At 46.7% G+C, this 15042-nt stretch carries 14 protein-coding genes; 13 read left to right on the top strand and 1 reads right to left on the bottom strand.

The window, feature by feature from the left end:
- Window positions 1-31 precede the first annotated feature (31 nt).
- From rsgA to spoVM, 4 genes are all read left to right on the top strand, one after another.
- Window positions 32-940 carry a ribosome small subunit-dependent GTPase A gene (gene rsgA, locus AB4111_RS15430; protein ID WP_339235672.1) on the top strand — a complete coding sequence of 303 codons (909 nt, stop codon included), beginning with the start codon at window positions 32-34 and terminating at the stop codon, window positions 938-940.
- A 1-nt stretch (window position 941) separates the two neighbouring features.
- Window positions 942-1601: a ribulose-phosphate 3-epimerase gene (rpe, locus tag AB4111_RS15425; protein ID WP_253439046.1), complete on the top strand. Its 660-nt coding sequence runs from the start codon at window positions 942-944 to the stop codon at window positions 1599-1601.
- Between the two features lie 3 nt (window positions 1602-1604).
- Window positions 1605-1856: a hypothetical protein gene (locus AB4111_RS15420; protein WP_105410212.1), complete on the top strand. Its 252-nt coding sequence runs from the start codon at window positions 1605-1607 to the stop codon at window positions 1854-1856.
- A 167-nt stretch (window positions 1857-2023) separates the two neighbouring features.
- Window positions 2024-2104 carry a stage V sporulation protein SpoVM gene (gene spoVM, locus AB4111_RS15415; protein WP_019424875.1) on the top strand — a complete coding sequence of 27 codons (81 nt, stop codon included), beginning with the start codon at window positions 2024-2026 and terminating at the stop codon, window positions 2102-2104.
- 194 nt (window positions 2105-2298) lie between these two features.
- Here spoVM and rpmB read toward each other — a convergent pair whose 3' ends face one another.
- On the bottom strand, window positions 2299-2487 hold the full coding sequence (rpmB, locus tag AB4111_RS15410) for a 50S ribosomal protein L28 (protein WP_017687459.1): 189 nt from the start codon (window positions 2485-2487) through the stop codon (window positions 2299-2301).
- A gap of 636 nt (window positions 2488-3123) precedes the next feature.
- On the opposite strand from rpmB, the gene AB4111_RS15405 reads away from it, so the two are divergent.
- The 9 genes from AB4111_RS15405 (at window position 3124) to glsA (ending at window position 14971) form a co-directional block, all read left to right on the top strand.
- Window positions 3124-4935, top strand: coding sequence for a DAK2 domain-containing protein (locus tag AB4111_RS15405; RefSeq protein WP_253439043.1), 1812 nt, complete (start codon window positions 3124-3126; stop codon window positions 4933-4935).
- 77 nt (window positions 4936-5012) lie between these two features.
- The gene (locus tag AB4111_RS15400) at window positions 5013-5876 is read left to right on the top strand and encodes a DegV family protein (RefSeq protein WP_253439040.1); all 864 of its coding nucleotides are present in this window, start codon (window positions 5013-5015) and stop codon (window positions 5874-5876) included.
- 10 nt (window positions 5877-5886) lie between these two features.
- On the top strand, window positions 5887-7932 hold the full coding sequence (gene recG, locus AB4111_RS15395) for an ATP-dependent DNA helicase RecG (RefSeq protein ID WP_442032262.1): 2046 nt from the start codon (window positions 5887-5889) through the stop codon (window positions 7930-7932).
- A 114-nt stretch (window positions 7933-8046) separates the two neighbouring features.
- A complete protein-coding gene (locus tag AB4111_RS15390; RefSeq protein ID WP_278299015.1) occupies window positions 8047-8334 on the top strand; it encodes a stage VI sporulation protein F in 288 nt (95 codons plus the stop codon).
- Window positions 8335-9268: 934 nt separating this feature from the next.
- Window positions 9269-10921, top strand: a complete 1653-nt coding sequence (locus tag AB4111_RS15385) for a sensor histidine kinase (protein WP_253442686.1) — start codon at window positions 9269-9271, stop codon at window positions 10919-10921.
- 10 nt (window positions 10922-10931) lie between these two features.
- Window positions 10932-11726 (top strand): LytR/AlgR family response regulator transcription factor, encoded by a 795-nt coding sequence (locus tag AB4111_RS15380; protein WP_442032261.1) that lies wholly within the window; start codon window positions 10932-10934, stop codon window positions 11724-11726.
- 180 nt (window positions 11727-11906) lie between these two features.
- Window positions 11907-13142 (top strand): L-lactate MFS transporter, encoded by a 1236-nt coding sequence (locus tag AB4111_RS15375; RefSeq protein WP_442032774.1) that lies wholly within the window; start codon window positions 11907-11909, stop codon window positions 13140-13142.
- 262 nt (window positions 13143-13404) lie between these two features.
- A complete protein-coding gene (locus AB4111_RS15370; RefSeq protein WP_442032260.1) occupies window positions 13405-13887 on the top strand; it encodes a GNAT family N-acetyltransferase in 483 nt (160 codons plus the stop codon).
- A 142-nt stretch (window positions 13888-14029) separates the two neighbouring features.
- Entirely contained in the window at window positions 14030-14971 is a 942-nt protein-coding gene (gene glsA, locus AB4111_RS15365; protein WP_442032259.1) for a glutaminase A, read from the top strand.
- The last annotated feature ends 71 nt before the right edge of the window (window positions 14972-15042 follow it).

The raw sequence follows: 15042 nt of genomic DNA, 5'->3' as shown, positions 1-15042 counted from the left end.
GTACCACCATCAAAAGGAGGGCGACGGAGCTATGCCAGAAGGTATCATCGTTAAAGCGCTAAGCGGTTACTATTATGTCATGCCAGTGGAAGACAACGGGGTTCCTTCGGTTGAAGGTTCCGCCGTTCAATGTCGAGCCAGAGGTATCTTCAGAAAACGGGGAACATCACCGCTTGTAGGTGACCGCGTCAGCTACATGTTGACTGAGAACGGTGAAGGAACGGTTGATGAAATCCGGAAGCGTGAGACGGAACTCATCCGTCCTCCAGTGGCCAACGTAAGTTTGGCTGTTCTGTTATTCTCGGTGAAAGAACCGGATATGAATCTGAATCTGTTGGACAAGTTCCTTGTTCACATCGAGCAGGCTGGTCTGGATGCTCTGATTGTGCTGACCAAACAGGATTTGGCTGATCCAGCCAAAGACACTGTTGCTGAAGTGAAAGCATTGTATGAACAGGTTGGTTATGAAGTGATTTCCACAAGTTCACGTACCGGTGAAGGCAGTGAACTGCTCAGAGATCGCCTCGCTGGCAAGATTAGCGTATTCTCTGGTCAATCCGGTGTAGGCAAGTCGTCTATGTTAAATGCATTGATGCCCGGCCTAACGCTGGAGACGAGTGCGATCAGCATGCGTCTTGGACGAGGGAAACACACCACCAGGCACGTAGAACTCATCCCCTTGGATAATGGTGGGTTTGTGGCGGATACGCCAGGGTTCAGCCAACTGGACTTTCTGGAGATCGGTGTGGAGGAACTCTCCACGTGTTTCCGGGAATTCGCCCAGTTTGCAGATCAGTGCAAGTTCCGTGGTTGTACCCATACCCATGAACCAGGTTGTCGTGTGCTTGCGGCCAAGGAGGAAGGTCTAATCTCCGAAAGTCGATATCAGCACTATGTACAATTCCTGACCGAAATGAAAGATAAGAAGCGGAGGTATTAACATGATTAAAATTGCCCCATCGATATTATCAGCTGATTTTGCCCAACTTGGTGCGGAAGTTGCCGAAGCCCAAGCTGCAGGAGGAGACTGGATTCATGTTGACGTTATGGACGGTCACTTTGTCCCTAATATTACGCTTGGACCTGCGATTGTAAAGGCGATTGCACCACATACAAGCTTGCCGCTCGATGTGCACTTGATGATTGAGAATCCTGAACGTTATGTTGAGGAATTTGCCAAAGCCGGTGCAGCAGTAATTACCGTGCATGCTGAGGCTTGTGTGCATCTGCACCGGGTTATTCATCTGATCAAGGAGCAGGGAGTGAAGGCAGGAGTTGCCCTTAATCCGGGAACGCCAGCGTCTGCCATTCTTGAAGTTCTGGATGATGTGGACATGGTTCTTGTGATGACGGTAAATCCTGGATTTGGCGGACAGGCTTTCATCTCAGGTACCATGAACAAAATCAAGCAAATTCGTACCTGGTTGAATGAAAAGGGACGTCATGATGTACATATCGAAGTGGATGGCGGAATTGCTGCCGACACAGCCCCGCTTGTGGTTGAAGCTGGAGCGGATGTACTCGTTGCCGGAAGTGCCGTATTCGGACGTGAAGATCGTGCTGCTGCGATTACTGAAATTCGCCGTAGCTACGGAGGCTGATTGATGACTCTTAAGGAGACGCTGTGGACGATGGCTGCAAGTCTCGTAACGGGACTTGTGCTTGCTCTGTTTGCGGTTATTCAATCCCCGTATAATGCCATTACGTCATTGATCGGGGTGGGCGTTGTCATTATGTATTTCCGCAAATTTGATCGTACGGGACATCGGGTTACTTTTGTTATCTTCGGCATACTGTATTATCTAATGAGTGTTTTCATGATCGCTGCCTATCAATATATTCCTACCCAAACGTAAATGACCTGATCTTCGGGCTTGTCATTGTGGAATAGGGATCGATGGTTCCGCATAAATATGGTTACATGAGCAGGTTTCTCATGTAGCCTTTTTTGTCGTGTTTGAGGTAAAGAAGGCCTGAAGCATAGGATACGGCGGACGCATGAGCATGATGGGGAGGGTGAATTATGAAATTTTACACATTCAAACTGCCGAAGTTTTTGGGAGGGTTTGTAAAGGCGATTCTTAATACGTTTCAAAAGAACTGATCCGATTGATAAGGTAACAGGGAATACCGCCGCTTTGGCTCAGGCTAATCTGGAATTCGTACCTGCGAAGCGCCATGCGGCGGCCATTCACATGTTCATGAGTGTATTCAAGAATCCCTTTTTTGAATACCAAAAAAGCACCTGCAAGGAACAAGGTGCTTTTTGCTTACCCGATTTATAGTAGCTTTGCGTGATTATACGCGAGTCACTTTACCGGCTTTCAGTGCACGGGTGCTTACGTATACACGTTTTGGTTTGCCGTCAACGAGAATGCGGACCTTCTGAACGTTTACGCCCCAAGTACGACGGTTACGGTTGTTAGCGTGGGATACGTGGTTACCGGTGCCCGGTTTCTTACCTGTCACATAACATTTGCGAGACATAGATTACACCTCCTATCCTAAAATAACCAGTTGCCTTCAGAAACGAAAAGTCATTCCATAAGGACTAAATTGTTCTTCCTGATCATAAAGATCAGGTTTCAGTAGCTAATGGCGTTGTTTAAGCCGGCATGACCGGATCATTTCCATTACTTAACCTGCATAAAACAATACTTGAATATAATATCATAATCAAAAAAGCTTCGTCAACTGATCCAAAAACTTTATTTATTTCTCCTGTCTAATATAGTACAATGTTGAGTAGTCCATAATACAGTGGTGAACAGGCTGTTGCCGCGAGGAAGTCGGAGAATACACCGTACCTAGAGGTCGGTGGTCTGCTTTTTGGCAACGCTGTGAGCTGCGGCATTCCATCATTGGCACCAGTCTCCACGCGGCATTCATGCCGGCTCTTGATACCGGTGCATATCCGTATGCCCCGAAGTTAGGGGTGCAGAGAGTGCAGGATATTGGTAGCCCGGCCGCCCAGACCGTTAATCCGGCTGACATGTTGTATTGTATGCCTGTGCCGGACAAGGTATGGACGAAGAATAACGCAGTCCGCGTTAGCGCATGAACAGACCAGACACATCTTGGTGCAAGTTGTTCGTGTATCAAGCTAGGAAGGGGAATTCTCACTTGAGTATACGTTCTTTAAATGGAACAGATTTCACCGCAATGGTACTTGCCGGAGCGGAACAACTTGGACAGCATGCAGAGCACGTCAATTCCCTGAATGTTTTCCCTGTACCGGATGGTGACACGGGAACGAACATGAATTTGACAATGAGTGCAGGAGTTGCAGAGATTAAAAGAAAAAGTTCTGCCTCCATCGGAGAAGCTGCCGGTATTCTATCAAAAGGCCTGCTTATGGGCGCACGGGGGAATTCAGGAGTTATTCTGTCGCAATTGTTCCGTGGATTTAGTCGTTCAGCTGCTCCCTATGAGGAACTGAATACGCTCCAATTTGCAGCAGCCCTGCAGAACGGTGTTGACGCAGCTTACAAAGCAGTCGTAAAACCCGTTGAAGGGACCATTCTTACCGTAGCCAAGGAAGCGGCGAAACATGCCAATTACTACGCAAGACGGACGAATGATATTACTGAATTAATGAATGAAGTTTTGTTAAAAGCAAAAGAAGCACTGGCCATGACTCCGGAATTACTTCCTGTACTGAAACAGGTTGGTGTTGTGGATTCAGGTGGTCAGGGGCTTGTATATATCTACGAGGGCTTTATGGAAGTATTGCTGCAAAGTGACGGTGTGAATCGTACTTCGCTGAACAAAGAAGTAACCCCATCCGTGGCAGCATCTGCTTTGAAACCGGCTGCACCGGCAGAAGTGGATATCAAGAAGCCTGCACATCAGCAGGTGATTGCGCCGGAGATGCCATTGTCTGCTCAGGCGAGATTGGAAACGGAGGATATTGAATTCCTGTATGATATGGAATTCTTCATTAATCGCGAGCTTGGAGAGAACGCGGGAGTGGCATTTGATGATGAGGCATTCCGGAAAGCGTTGTCAGTTAACGGGGATTCGATCATTATCATTGCCGATGATGAAGTCATCAAAGTTCATGTCCATTCCAAGACTCCAGGCGATGTGTTGAATCTGGCACTGCATTATGGTGAGATTACACAGATTCATATTCTCAATATGCGTGAACAGCATCGGGATCTCCTGACAGCAGGCATGGATATTGCTCCATCACCTGAATTGTTTGCAGAGATTCCACCTGAGGCAGCACGAAGTATGGAAGAGGCTGTGCTTCCTGCAGATGAGATGGCACCGTATGGTTTTATTGCGGTATCCTCCGGTGACGGTATTGCAGAGATTTTCCAAAGTCTTGGCGTCGATGTTGTTCTGTCCGGTGGACAGACGATGAATCCGAGCACTGAGGATTTTGTCAAAGCCGTTCGCTCCATTGCTGCGGAGCAGGTATTCATACTCCCGAATAACTCGAATATTGTACTGGCTGCGGAGCAGGCACGTGAGTTGCTTGAAGATGAGCGCCGAATTACGGTTATTCCAAGCAAGACCATTCCACAGGGAATGGCTGCTGCTTTTGCTTTCCAGGAAGATGAGTCTGCGGAAACGAACCGTGACCAAATGTTGGAGGCCATCAGCCGGGTACAGTCCGGTCAAGTGACTCATGCGGTTCGTGATACGCAATATGATGAATTGGATATCAAGGCGGGACACTATATTGGTATTCATAACTCCAAAATTGTAGCGACGGATGAAGTCATGCTTCAAGCATGTGAAGGTCTGCTTAAACAGATGATGGAGAGCGGAGATGAAGTGGTGACGATCCTTGAAGGGGACGAAGCTGACCCTGAGGTTACTGCTGCCCTCGCTGCATGGCTTGAAGTAGAGTATCCTGATGCTGAGGTAGAGGTACATCGTGGAGGACAGCCTGTGTATTATTATTTGTTCTCCGTAGAGTCCTAATAAAGGTTGTTCAAAAAAGTCTCTTGTTGAGTTTTTGAACAGGTACCAATAGCACTCTGGCGAAGAGGAGGAGAGTCATGAGCCACAAGGTTGCGATAGTAACAGACAGTACGGCGGATATTCCAGAAGAACTCATTCGCAAATACGGAATTCACATTGTTCCGTTGCGCGTTCTGTTCGGTGAAGAGACTTATGCAGATGGCGTTGATCTGACTTCGGAACAGTTCTACGAAAAATTGAAGAAGGTTTCTGTGTTGCCTACAACTTCACAGCCTTCTCCAACTGATTTCATGAATGTATATCAATCACTTCTGGATGAGAACCCGGAACGCCCGATTGTATCCATCCACCTGTCATCCGGCATGAGTGGTACCTACCAATCGGCCATGCTTGGCAAGTCTTTGCTGGAGCGTGAGGGTGACATCACCGTGTTTGATTCGAAGTCAGCTTCGTATGGGTACGGTCTAATGGTAGTACAGGCTGCTGAACTTGCCGAACAGGGGAAGTCAGCAGTCGAAATCGCTGCTGCCATTGAAGGGATGCAAAAATCTCGTAAATTGTTCTTTCTCGTGGATACTCTTGAGTATCTGCAAAAGGGCGGTCGGATTGGCAAAGCTTCAGCCATCTTGGGAACGTTGCTTAATATTAAGCCGATCCTGTCTATTGATGAAGAAGGCGTTATCTACGCAGTTGAGAAAGTCAGAGGTCACAAAAAAGCAATGGCACGCATTATTGAGCTGTTCCAGAAGGATCTTGCAGGAAAACGGGTAAATCTGGCGGTAGGTCATACCGCTGACCCGGGATCAGCGATCGCTTGTGCAGAGCAGCTGAGTGGTCATTTTACACTGAATGAAGTGATCTATACCAATATTGGAGCCGTAATAGGCAGTCATGTTGGACCTGGTGTCATTGCGATCTTTATGTGGCCTGTTCCGGAATGAGGGATTAGACATGAAATTGGAAGAAATATCAGTTAAGCAAATTAACGGCGTGAGTGCTCTCAAAGAGGGAGAGCTTCACGCCTTTGGCATCTCTACTGTTAAAGACCTGCTTGAATACTATCCGTTCCGTTATGAGGACTATCGTCTGCGTTCGCTTAGTGAAGTGAAGGATGGAGACAAGATTACGGTCCAGGGACAGGTGATGGGTATTCCTGTATTACAACGATACGGCAAAAAGTCCCGTCTCACCTGTAAGATCATGACGGAAGAGTGGATGATTACAGCTACATGGTTCAATCGCCATTTCCTCAAAGAACAGCTTACGCCCAATCGTGAGATTGTGATTACGGGGAAGTGGGAACAAAAACGCATGCAGATGACAGTTACCGATTCGGAGTTTCCCGATAAAGGCGATGGGCGTTCAGGTACACTGCAACCTGTATATTCGGTAACCGGCAAGCTGACGCAACAATGGATGCGCAAAACGATTAATCAGGGATTGATTCAGTTCGGGGATATGATTCCCGAGATTCTGCCCCAGTCCTTGATGAGGAAATACAGCTTGATGCCGCGTAAGCAGGCGATTGCGGGAATTCATCGTCCACAGGACAACCGGGAAGGTCAACAGGCCAGACAGCGGATGGTGTATGAAGAACTGTTTCTGTTCCAGCTGAAAATGCAGGCGTATCGTGCGTTGAACCGGAATCGTATGGATGGTGTGGTGCACACCACGGACAATACAACGATTCGTGAGTTTGTACGCAGTTTACCATTTGAACTGACAGACGCTCAGAAAAAGGTGGAGCTTGAAATTCTGCATGATATGCGTTCGCCTTATGCAATGAATCGGTTATTGCAGGGTGATGTAGGATCGGGTAAAACGGTTATTGCGGCAATTGCGCTATACACGACTGTTCGATCCGGTTTCCAAGGGGCTCTGATGGTGCCTACGGAGATTCTGGCGGAGCAGCATATGCGTTCACTGCAAAAGCTGTTTGAACCGTTTGGGGTAACTGTAGGGCTGTTAACGGGCAGTGTAAATGGACGTAAGCGTAAAGATCTGATCGCCTCGTTGCAAATGGGCATGATTGATATCGTGGTGGGTACACACGCCCTGATTCAGGAAGATGTTTTCTTCCGTGATCTGGGTCTTGTGGTGACGGACGAGCAGCATCGCTTCGGTGTGAATCAGCGCAGCGTTTTACGACGCAAAGGATATAACCCGGATGTGTTAACGATGACGGCTACGCCAATTCCACGGACACTTGCGATTACGGCTTTTGGGGATATTGAGGTATCCACGATCTCAGAACGTCCGAAAGGACGGATTCCGATCTCCACGTATTGGGTCAAGCACGATATGATGGAGCGGGTACTCGGGTTTATCTCCAGAGAAGTGGATCAGGGGCGTCAGGCTTATCTGATCTGTCCGCTCATAGAGGAGTCGGAGAAGCTGGATGTGCAGAATGCGATTGATCTGCATGTGCAGATGCAGCAGAATTTTCCGAAATATCGTGTAGGTTTGCTGCATGGACGGATGACGGCTGCGGAGAAAGAAGAGATGATGCGTGACTTCTATAGCAATGATATTCAGCTGCTGGTCTCCACCACCGTTGTGGAGGTCGGGGTCGATGTGCCCAATGCCACGTTAATGGTCATTATGGACGCGGACCGATTCGGTCTGTCCCAGCTGCATCAGCTTCGTGGGCGGGTTGGTCGTGGTGCCCATGCGTCCTATTGTGTACTCATTGCTGATCCCAAGACTGAGGTTGGACAGGAACGCATGAAGGTCATGACGGAAACGGAGGATGGATTCGAGGTATCTCGTCGGGACCTCGATCTCCGTGGTCCGGGTGATTTCTTTGGTACCAAACAGAGCGGATTGCCCGAGTTCCGTCTTGCTGATATGGTTGCCGATTTTGCTGTGCTGGAACAAGCCCGAGATGATGTATCCCAGTTGATTGCGGAAGTGAATTTCTGGACGTCTGTGGACTATGCACCTTTGCGTGATTTCCTGCAGCAACAGCAAGTATTCAAGGGCGATCTGATTGACTAAAGCTTGCCTTGATAGCTGGTTTTTCATATTACCATTGTAAAAATAGACAAGTGTACAAGCCCTCCCGACATATGAATAAGAAGTGAGTTCATTCTTTGGGAGGTGCTATACGTTTTGGGTTATCAACAATATGGAATTAGTCCGCAGCTGGTGGAGCGGATCAAACTAAAGATGAAAAATCCCGCTGTCAAAGAGCGTATCAAAAAGTTGATTGATGGAGTGACCAAGTCTGATCTGCAAGATAAGGCCAAAGTCAGAAGGCTTGTCAAGTCTTCAGCAGTCATTATGAATGAGAATTTTTCTGCGGCGCAGGAGGAGCAGTTTGTTGCGTTTGTACTCGCGCAGAAGATTGATCCGAACAATACGTTTCATTTGATTAAGCTGTGGGGGATGTTTAGGTAGGGATTCGATGTAATGTTGGGTTAACTAAAGAGAGTTGTTTACACGGGGGCACTACGATGACAGAATAACCTTCCGAGCGCTGTTATCCCCAGATTTTCTGATTGACCCTTTCCAAGGGTAAAATCCGGGGATAAAGGCGCACGCTTCGCTTCTTTAGGTTATTTCTGTCCTCTCCGTTGTTGTGTAAACGAAAGTACTTTAGAAAAACCAAATTACATGAATGATTTTTTGGTAATTTAGGAAGGGGTGTTCCACTAGTCATGTATGACATGATGGAACGCCCTTTTTTTGTGGTGGAGAGCAGTTGGGATGATGGAGGTTTTAGTTGGGCATTAAATGGAATGATTATGTAATTTTATCTGCTGCACTCTTACTTTGATCAGGAAAAGAGCTGATGATGATTAAAGTTATGATTAAAACTACAATGATAATGCTATTGGAAGGCAATTCTTTCAGGATGTAGTCTTGCACAAGTAAGACCAGGATAGAAATAAATAAAATCATTTGCAGGACAAGTCTTGTTGAGCGATCAGGATCATTCGATCGTCTGGAGACACCATATAGGATAAGCCATATTAGACTAAAAAGTAGAAGTGAACCTAGGAGTATAATGGCAAGCATGCTTAAACACCTTTCTGTAATTAATTTTTGACCAATTGGAATAACATGACAAGTCATTAATTATATCATAGGAATTTCTGTATTTGTTGATTTTATGGAAATATGAGGTGATGGTTGATCTTCACATATTCCCTTTTTTGATTGTCACAGGATGTACTTTGCTTTCCTCCAGGGGGAGGGGTAAACTGTTGCATACAAGTTAGTTGTGTGAATCAGACTTAATTTATAGATGTTGTGGCGGATTGGCATTACAATGAGACATGCCTTTTATTTTCAGACAGATGTGGAGGAAGTACGATTGGAAATGTTTACGATGCTGCTGGGTTTATTTGAACGGGCGGCGCTGTTGATTATATTTTTATTCTTTCTGTCGAGGGTGCCTAGATTCAGGCAGATTCTGCAAAAGGGGAAATTAAGGTGGCAGGAGTCTATTGCAGTTACCTTGTTGTTCTGTGCTTTTGCCATTTTTGGGACATATACGGGCATTAATGTTGAAGGTTCACTGGTGAATGTCCGCATTATAGCGGTGCTATCGGGTGGTATTTTGTTCGGGGCGCCTGTGGGCATTATTACGGGGATTGTGTCCGGGGTCCATCGGTATTTGATCGATATGGATGGAGTCACAGCCATACCGTGTCTGATCACAAGTATTCTGGCAGGTCTGGTCTCCGGATATATACATAAGTATACGCCTAAGCCCAAGCGATGGATTATTGGTATTGGTGCAGGTATGATCTGTGAAGCGCTCACGATGTTACTGATTCTGCTATTTTCCTATCCCGATCCTCTGGGTGCAGATATTGTTTCGAAGATTGCGCTGCCTATGATTCTGGGTGAAGTCAACATAGGGCTGATTGTGCTCCTAGTACAGAGTGTTGAAGGGGAAAAGGAAATGATTGCAGCTCGTCAGGCGAAACTGGCGCTGGAGATTGCCAACAAGACCTTGCCGTACTTCCGTTCCATTGACGAGGATTCTCTGCGCAAAATCTGCCGTATTATTCAGGAGGATATTCAGGCTGATGCCGTTGCGATTACGGATACCCGGAATGTGCTAGCATATGTAGGGTTTGGTGAGGAACGATATCATATTGGCAATGAAATTATAAGTGAGATGACCAAGAAGACGATATCCAGCGGGGAGATAACAATCAGTAATGATGTCATTGATGAAAAAACACCGGATATCCACTCGCTTTTAATTATTCCGCTCAAAGAACGAGGAGACATTACAGGTGCGCTCAAAATCTATTATCGCAAAGCATATAAAATTACGTATCCTTTGCAAACGATGGCTGTAGGTCTGTCGCAGATCATCTCGACCCAGATGGAGGTATCGCGGGTAGAGGAGATCAAGGCTGCTGCCAACAAAGCAGAGCTGCGCGCATTACAGACGACAATTCATCCTCATTTTCTGTTTAATGCGCTAAATGCGATTGCTTCGTCCATCCGAACCAAACCGGATCGTGCGCGTGAACTGATTGTGAATCTATCCGGGTACATGCGCTACAATCTGGAGCTGTCGGATGAGTTAATTGATATTCATAAGGAACTGGAGCAGGTCCGTAATTATGTAGAGATTGAGAAAGCTCGCTTCGGCAGCCGACTGAATGTGATCTATGAGATTGATGAGGTCGCGGTGCATATTCCGAGTCTTGTCATCCAGCCGCTCGTCGAAAATGCAATTATTCATGGCATCCTCAAGGTTAAAGGACCGGGTACTGTTCGAATTCGGGTACAGGATTATCCTGAGTTTGTGCGCATTAGTGTCAGCGATACAGGGGCAGGTATCAGTGCAGATATTATTGAACGGGTCTACCATGATCGTATGCCTGGTAACCAGATCGGGCTGTATAATGTGCATCGCCGGGTCAAGCTTATATACGGACAAGGTGTAACCATTACCAGGCTGGAACAAGGAACAGATATTTTATTTGATGTGCCCAAAGGAGATGTCGTAACAAGGTGATGATGGATCGATGAGAGCTCTTATTGTGGAAGACGAGATTCTGGCAAGCGAGGAATTGAATTACTTAATCCAGGAACATAGCCAGATTGAGGTGGTGGATCGCCTTGAAGATGGCCTAGATGTACTGAAATTTTTGCAGGAACAAGAAGTGGACGTCATTTTCCTCGATATCAATATTCCCTCGCTGGACGGTATGATGCTGGCCCATCACATTGGGAAATTTGCAACAAAGCCCTATATTGTTTTTACTACGGCGTACAAGGAACATGCAGCAGAAGCCTTTGAATTGGAGGCTTTCGATTATATTTTGAAGCCTTATGACGAGAAGAGAATCGCTGCGATGCTCCATAAGCTGGAGATGGCTTTCAAACGTGACCATACGCCTATGGAGCAACATGCTGAGGATGGACCAACCCCCACGGCGGACGGATCTGCTGCGCAGGGTGAACTGGTACGAGATATGAATTCCCATACGGACAGAAGAATTAATCTGCTGCGGAATGACAATATTATTGTTACGGATACGGCAGATATCTACTATGCGGAAGCGCAAGAGAAAGTGACGAAGGTATATACCAAAAATGGGGAGTTCACCATGCCAGTGAGTATATCGGATTTTCACAGCCGGCTGCCACTGGATACGTTCTTTCGCTGCCACCGTTCGTACGTTGTAAATCTGTCGCAAATCCGTGAAATTGTGCCTTGGTTCAATAATACGTATCTGCTTCGCCTGCGTGATCTGGAAGCTGAAGTACCCGTAAGTCGCGGGAAAGTCAAAGAGTTCAGGCAACTCATGCGCATCTAGAAGCATTTCATTCCGCATCTGATGCAACTCATGCTCAAAACGGTGTAATGAATCCCCTTTCATGTATGATTAGCTTGTGAACGCATTCATGTATATGACATCGGCAAAGGGGAGATCACGATGAAAGCAGCTATTTCATCCGCTTCATCAGTACCTACATCAACAATTACACCTACAAAAATGAACCGCTGGCTTATTGTTTTGGGGACTATTATTGTCCAAATGGGTCTTGGAACCATCTATACGTGGAGTTTATTTAATCAACCGCTGTCTGATCGTTTCGGATGGGACGTCAGCTCGGTCGCGATAACTTTTTCAATTACCAGTTTTGCTTTGGCATTTGCCACATTGTTTGCAGGTCGGTTGCAGGAACGTTGGGGTCTTCAGCGTCTGATCCGTGTAGCCGGGGTTGTGCTAGGACTGGGGCTTATTCTGAGTTCCCAAGTCACTTCGTTAACACTGCTGTACATTTTGGCTGGATTTGTCGTTGGTTTTGCAGATGGTACGGCGTACATTACGTCGTTGTCTAATCTGATCAAATGGTTCCCGGAGCGTAAAGGTCTGATCTCGGGGATCTCGGTAGGTGCCTTCGGTACCGGTAGTCTATTATTCAAATATGTGAACTCGGCATTGATCGGCGCCGTTGGTCCTGCTCAGGCATTTATGTACTGGGGCATTATCGTTCTTGTTCTGGTGGTTGCGGGATCATTCCTGATCCGTGAAGCTGTTGTTCGTGAACAGGCTCCGGCAAGCAAGGAAGGATCAAAACAAGTCGTAGCACGTCATGACTACACGGTGAAAGAGATGCTGCGTACAAAAGAAGCGTATATGCTGTTTGTTATCTTCTTCACGGCGTGTATGAGTGGTCTGTATCTGATCGGTATTGTCAAAGATATCGGTGTACAGCTTGCAGGTCTTGATGTAGCTACAGCTGCCAACGCAGTGGCCATGGTTGCGATCTTTAACACGGCAGGGCGGATTATTCTTGGTGCACTGTCAGATAAAGTAGGACGAATGAAAGTCATCGCTGGTGCGCTGCTGGTGACAGCCGTAGCTGTCATGACACTTAGTCTGGTTCCACTGACCTTCGGGATCTTCTTCGCCTGTGTGGCTGCCGTTGCATTCTGCTTCGGTGGTAACATTACGGTATTCCCGGCGATTGTGGCTGATTACTTCGGACTGAAAAATCAGAGCAAAAACTATGGCGTGATCTATCAGGGATTTGGATTTGGTGCTTTGGCAGGATCATTCATCAGCGCCCTGCTGGGCGGATTCCATCTAACTTTCATCGTGATTGCCGTACTCTGTGCTATCTCATTGTTGCTCGCACTGATTATTACCCCTCCAGGTCAAGGTCGTCGTGCACGTCAACGTGACAAACAGATGAACCTTAACCCGTCATCACGGGCAAGCTAACAACATGTATTGGAAGTACAGAACAGAGAATATTTCTTGATCTTAAAAAGCAAATTAAAGACAAAGTAAACAGAGCGGTCTCAAATGAGGCCGCTTTTTGGTATCTACTGTTGCCAAATTGCTGGCCAGCCTGTTAGCCTAATGGACCATCTGGCTACTGTAAGGGTGGTGCCCTGTGTGCATTCCATCATTCGCTTCTGTTATACTCTAGGTGAATTCAACAACAGCAAGACCAAGTTATGTACCCCAGAGGAGGCATATCATGAAATTCATTAAATACACACAACCTGATTTTGATGATTATTATGCATTGGTTTCCAATACGGAAGTGATGAAACAGATTACAGAACGGGCAATACCGGAGCAAGAGGCGAGAACACAATTCGAATCCATGCTGGAGTTTAATGAACGTTCCACATGTGGACATTACCGAGTATTCAGTGAAGAAGGTGCGGGAGTAGCCTATGCCAAACTGATTCCAGATCAGACAGACCCGAATCGGGCTGAAATAGGTTATATGATTCTGCCCGAACATTGGGGAAAAGGCCAAGGCACATCCATTGCGTCACGGTTGATTATCCAGGCACAAGCTGCAGGGATTGGATCGCTCTATGCAGTTATCGATCCGTCTAATGCAGCTTCCCGCCAGATTTTAACCAGACAGAACTTTGTATCCACCTGGACAGGTGATTACGATGGTCTTCCTGGTGAGATATTGGAGTTAGATCTTCAAATGAAGCGGTAAAGTAACTGTTCTGCGGGTAATCAGATATATGAGGCATCTTGCATGAGATGAATGGAGCTCATTACTCATTAATTATTTGGGCCCACCCATGCACATTTCATGCAAGAGGCTTGCTTATATAGAGATGTGGAGGAGATGACATATGAGCAATACAACCATGGAGCGTCTGAATGATTTACTGCCGGAGTGGCTGGAGACCAGTCGGTTGCACACGGGGCAAGGTAAAGTCGCTTCTTATATCCCGGAGCTTGTCAAAGCTTCTCAGGATGAGCTGGGTATACATATCATGGACGCTGAAGGCAATCATGTGTCGGCGGGGGATTGCGGTGTGCCATTTACAATGCAAAGTATCTCCAAAGTATTCACCCTAATTCTGGCCTTGATGGATCATGGCGAAGAAGCAGTCTTCTTTAATGTAGGAAAAGAACCTACAGGCGATGATTACGACTCGATGATTAAGCTTGAGTTGGTTGAACCCGGAATTCCGTTCAATCCGTTGATCAATGCCGGCGCGATTACGGTGTCCTCCCTCGTTGGAGGAGATTGCAAAGAGGAGAAATCACGGCGCATCCTGGAGTTCTTCCGCAGGCTCGCGAATAATGATCAGTTGGGCTATAACGAAGATGTATTCCAGTCTGAGTCCGAGAGTGGTCACCTGAATCGTTCACTGGCGTATTTTTTGAAGCATAATGGTGTGATCAAGGATGACGTGGAAGATGTACTTGCCGTGTATTTCCGTCATTGTTCCATTGAAGTGACCTGTGCGGACTTGGCACGCATGGCGCTGGTTCTGGCTTATGATGGAACCGATCCGATTACGGGTGAAGAACTCATCCCTCGTCGGTATGTACAGATTGCGAAAACCTTCATGACGACCTGTGGGATGTATAATGCGTCAGGTGAATTCGCCATTGAAGTTGGCTTGCCCGCCAAAAGTGGGGTTTCCGGTGGGATACTAACTCTGGTACCAGGACAATTCGGTATTGGAGTGATTGGACCCGCTCTGAATCGCAAAGGTAACAGCCTTGCCGGCGTGCATCTGCTCGAGCGTCTGTCCAAGGAATTTGATTGGAGTTTTTTCTAAAAAGTTTTCGGAAAAAAGCCATACCCTTATATGTAGCCGATGAATCACGTATCCGATATTTTGCTTCTTTT

Source organism: Paenibacillus sp. 2KB_22, assembly GCF_052115745.1.
GTDB lineage: Bacteria > Bacillota > Bacilli > Paenibacillales > Paenibacillaceae > Paenibacillus.
Note: the sequence above shows the minus strand (reverse complement) of the source record. Positions and strands in the feature narration are given on the sequence as shown.

Excerpts from the sequence above, each read along its gene's own strand:
- rsgA (WP_339235672.1), top strand. The coding sequence starts at position 32 with ATGCCAGAAGGTATCATCGTTAAAGCGCTAAGCGGTTACTATTATGTC.
- rpe (WP_253439046.1), top strand. The coding sequence starts at position 942 with ATGATTAAAATTGCCCCATCGATATTATCAGCTGATTTTGCCCAACTT.
- AB4111_RS15420 (WP_105410212.1), top strand. The coding sequence starts at position 1,605 with ATGACTCTTAAGGAGACGCTGTGGACGATGGCTGCAAGTCTCGTAACG.
- spoVM (WP_019424875.1), top strand. The coding sequence starts at position 2,024 with ATGAAATTTTACACATTCAAACTGCCGAAGTTTTTGGGAGGGTTTGTA.
- rpmB (WP_017687459.1), bottom strand. The coding sequence starts at position 2,487 with ATGTCTCGCAAATGTTATGTGACAGGTAAGAAACCGGGCACCGGTAAC.
- AB4111_RS15400 (WP_253439040.1), top strand. The coding sequence starts at position 5,013 with ATGAGCCACAAGGTTGCGATAGTAACAGACAGTACGGCGGATATTCCA.
- recG (WP_442032262.1), top strand. The coding sequence starts at position 5,887 with ATGAAATTGGAAGAAATATCAGTTAAGCAAATTAACGGCGTGAGTGCT.
- AB4111_RS15385 (WP_253442686.1), top strand. The coding sequence starts at position 9,269 with ATGCTGCTGGGTTTATTTGAACGGGCGGCGCTGTTGATTATATTTTTA.
- AB4111_RS15380 (WP_442032261.1), top strand. The coding sequence starts at position 10,932 with ATGAGAGCTCTTATTGTGGAAGACGAGATTCTGGCAAGCGAGGAATTG.
- AB4111_RS15375 (WP_442032774.1), top strand. The coding sequence starts at position 11,907 with ATGAACCGCTGGCTTATTGTTTTGGGGACTATTATTGTCCAAATGGGT.
- AB4111_RS15370 (WP_442032260.1), top strand. The coding sequence starts at position 13,405 with ATGAAATTCATTAAATACACACAACCTGATTTTGATGATTATTATGCA.
- glsA (WP_442032259.1), top strand. The coding sequence starts at position 14,030 with ATGAGCAATACAACCATGGAGCGTCTGAATGATTTACTGCCGGAGTGG.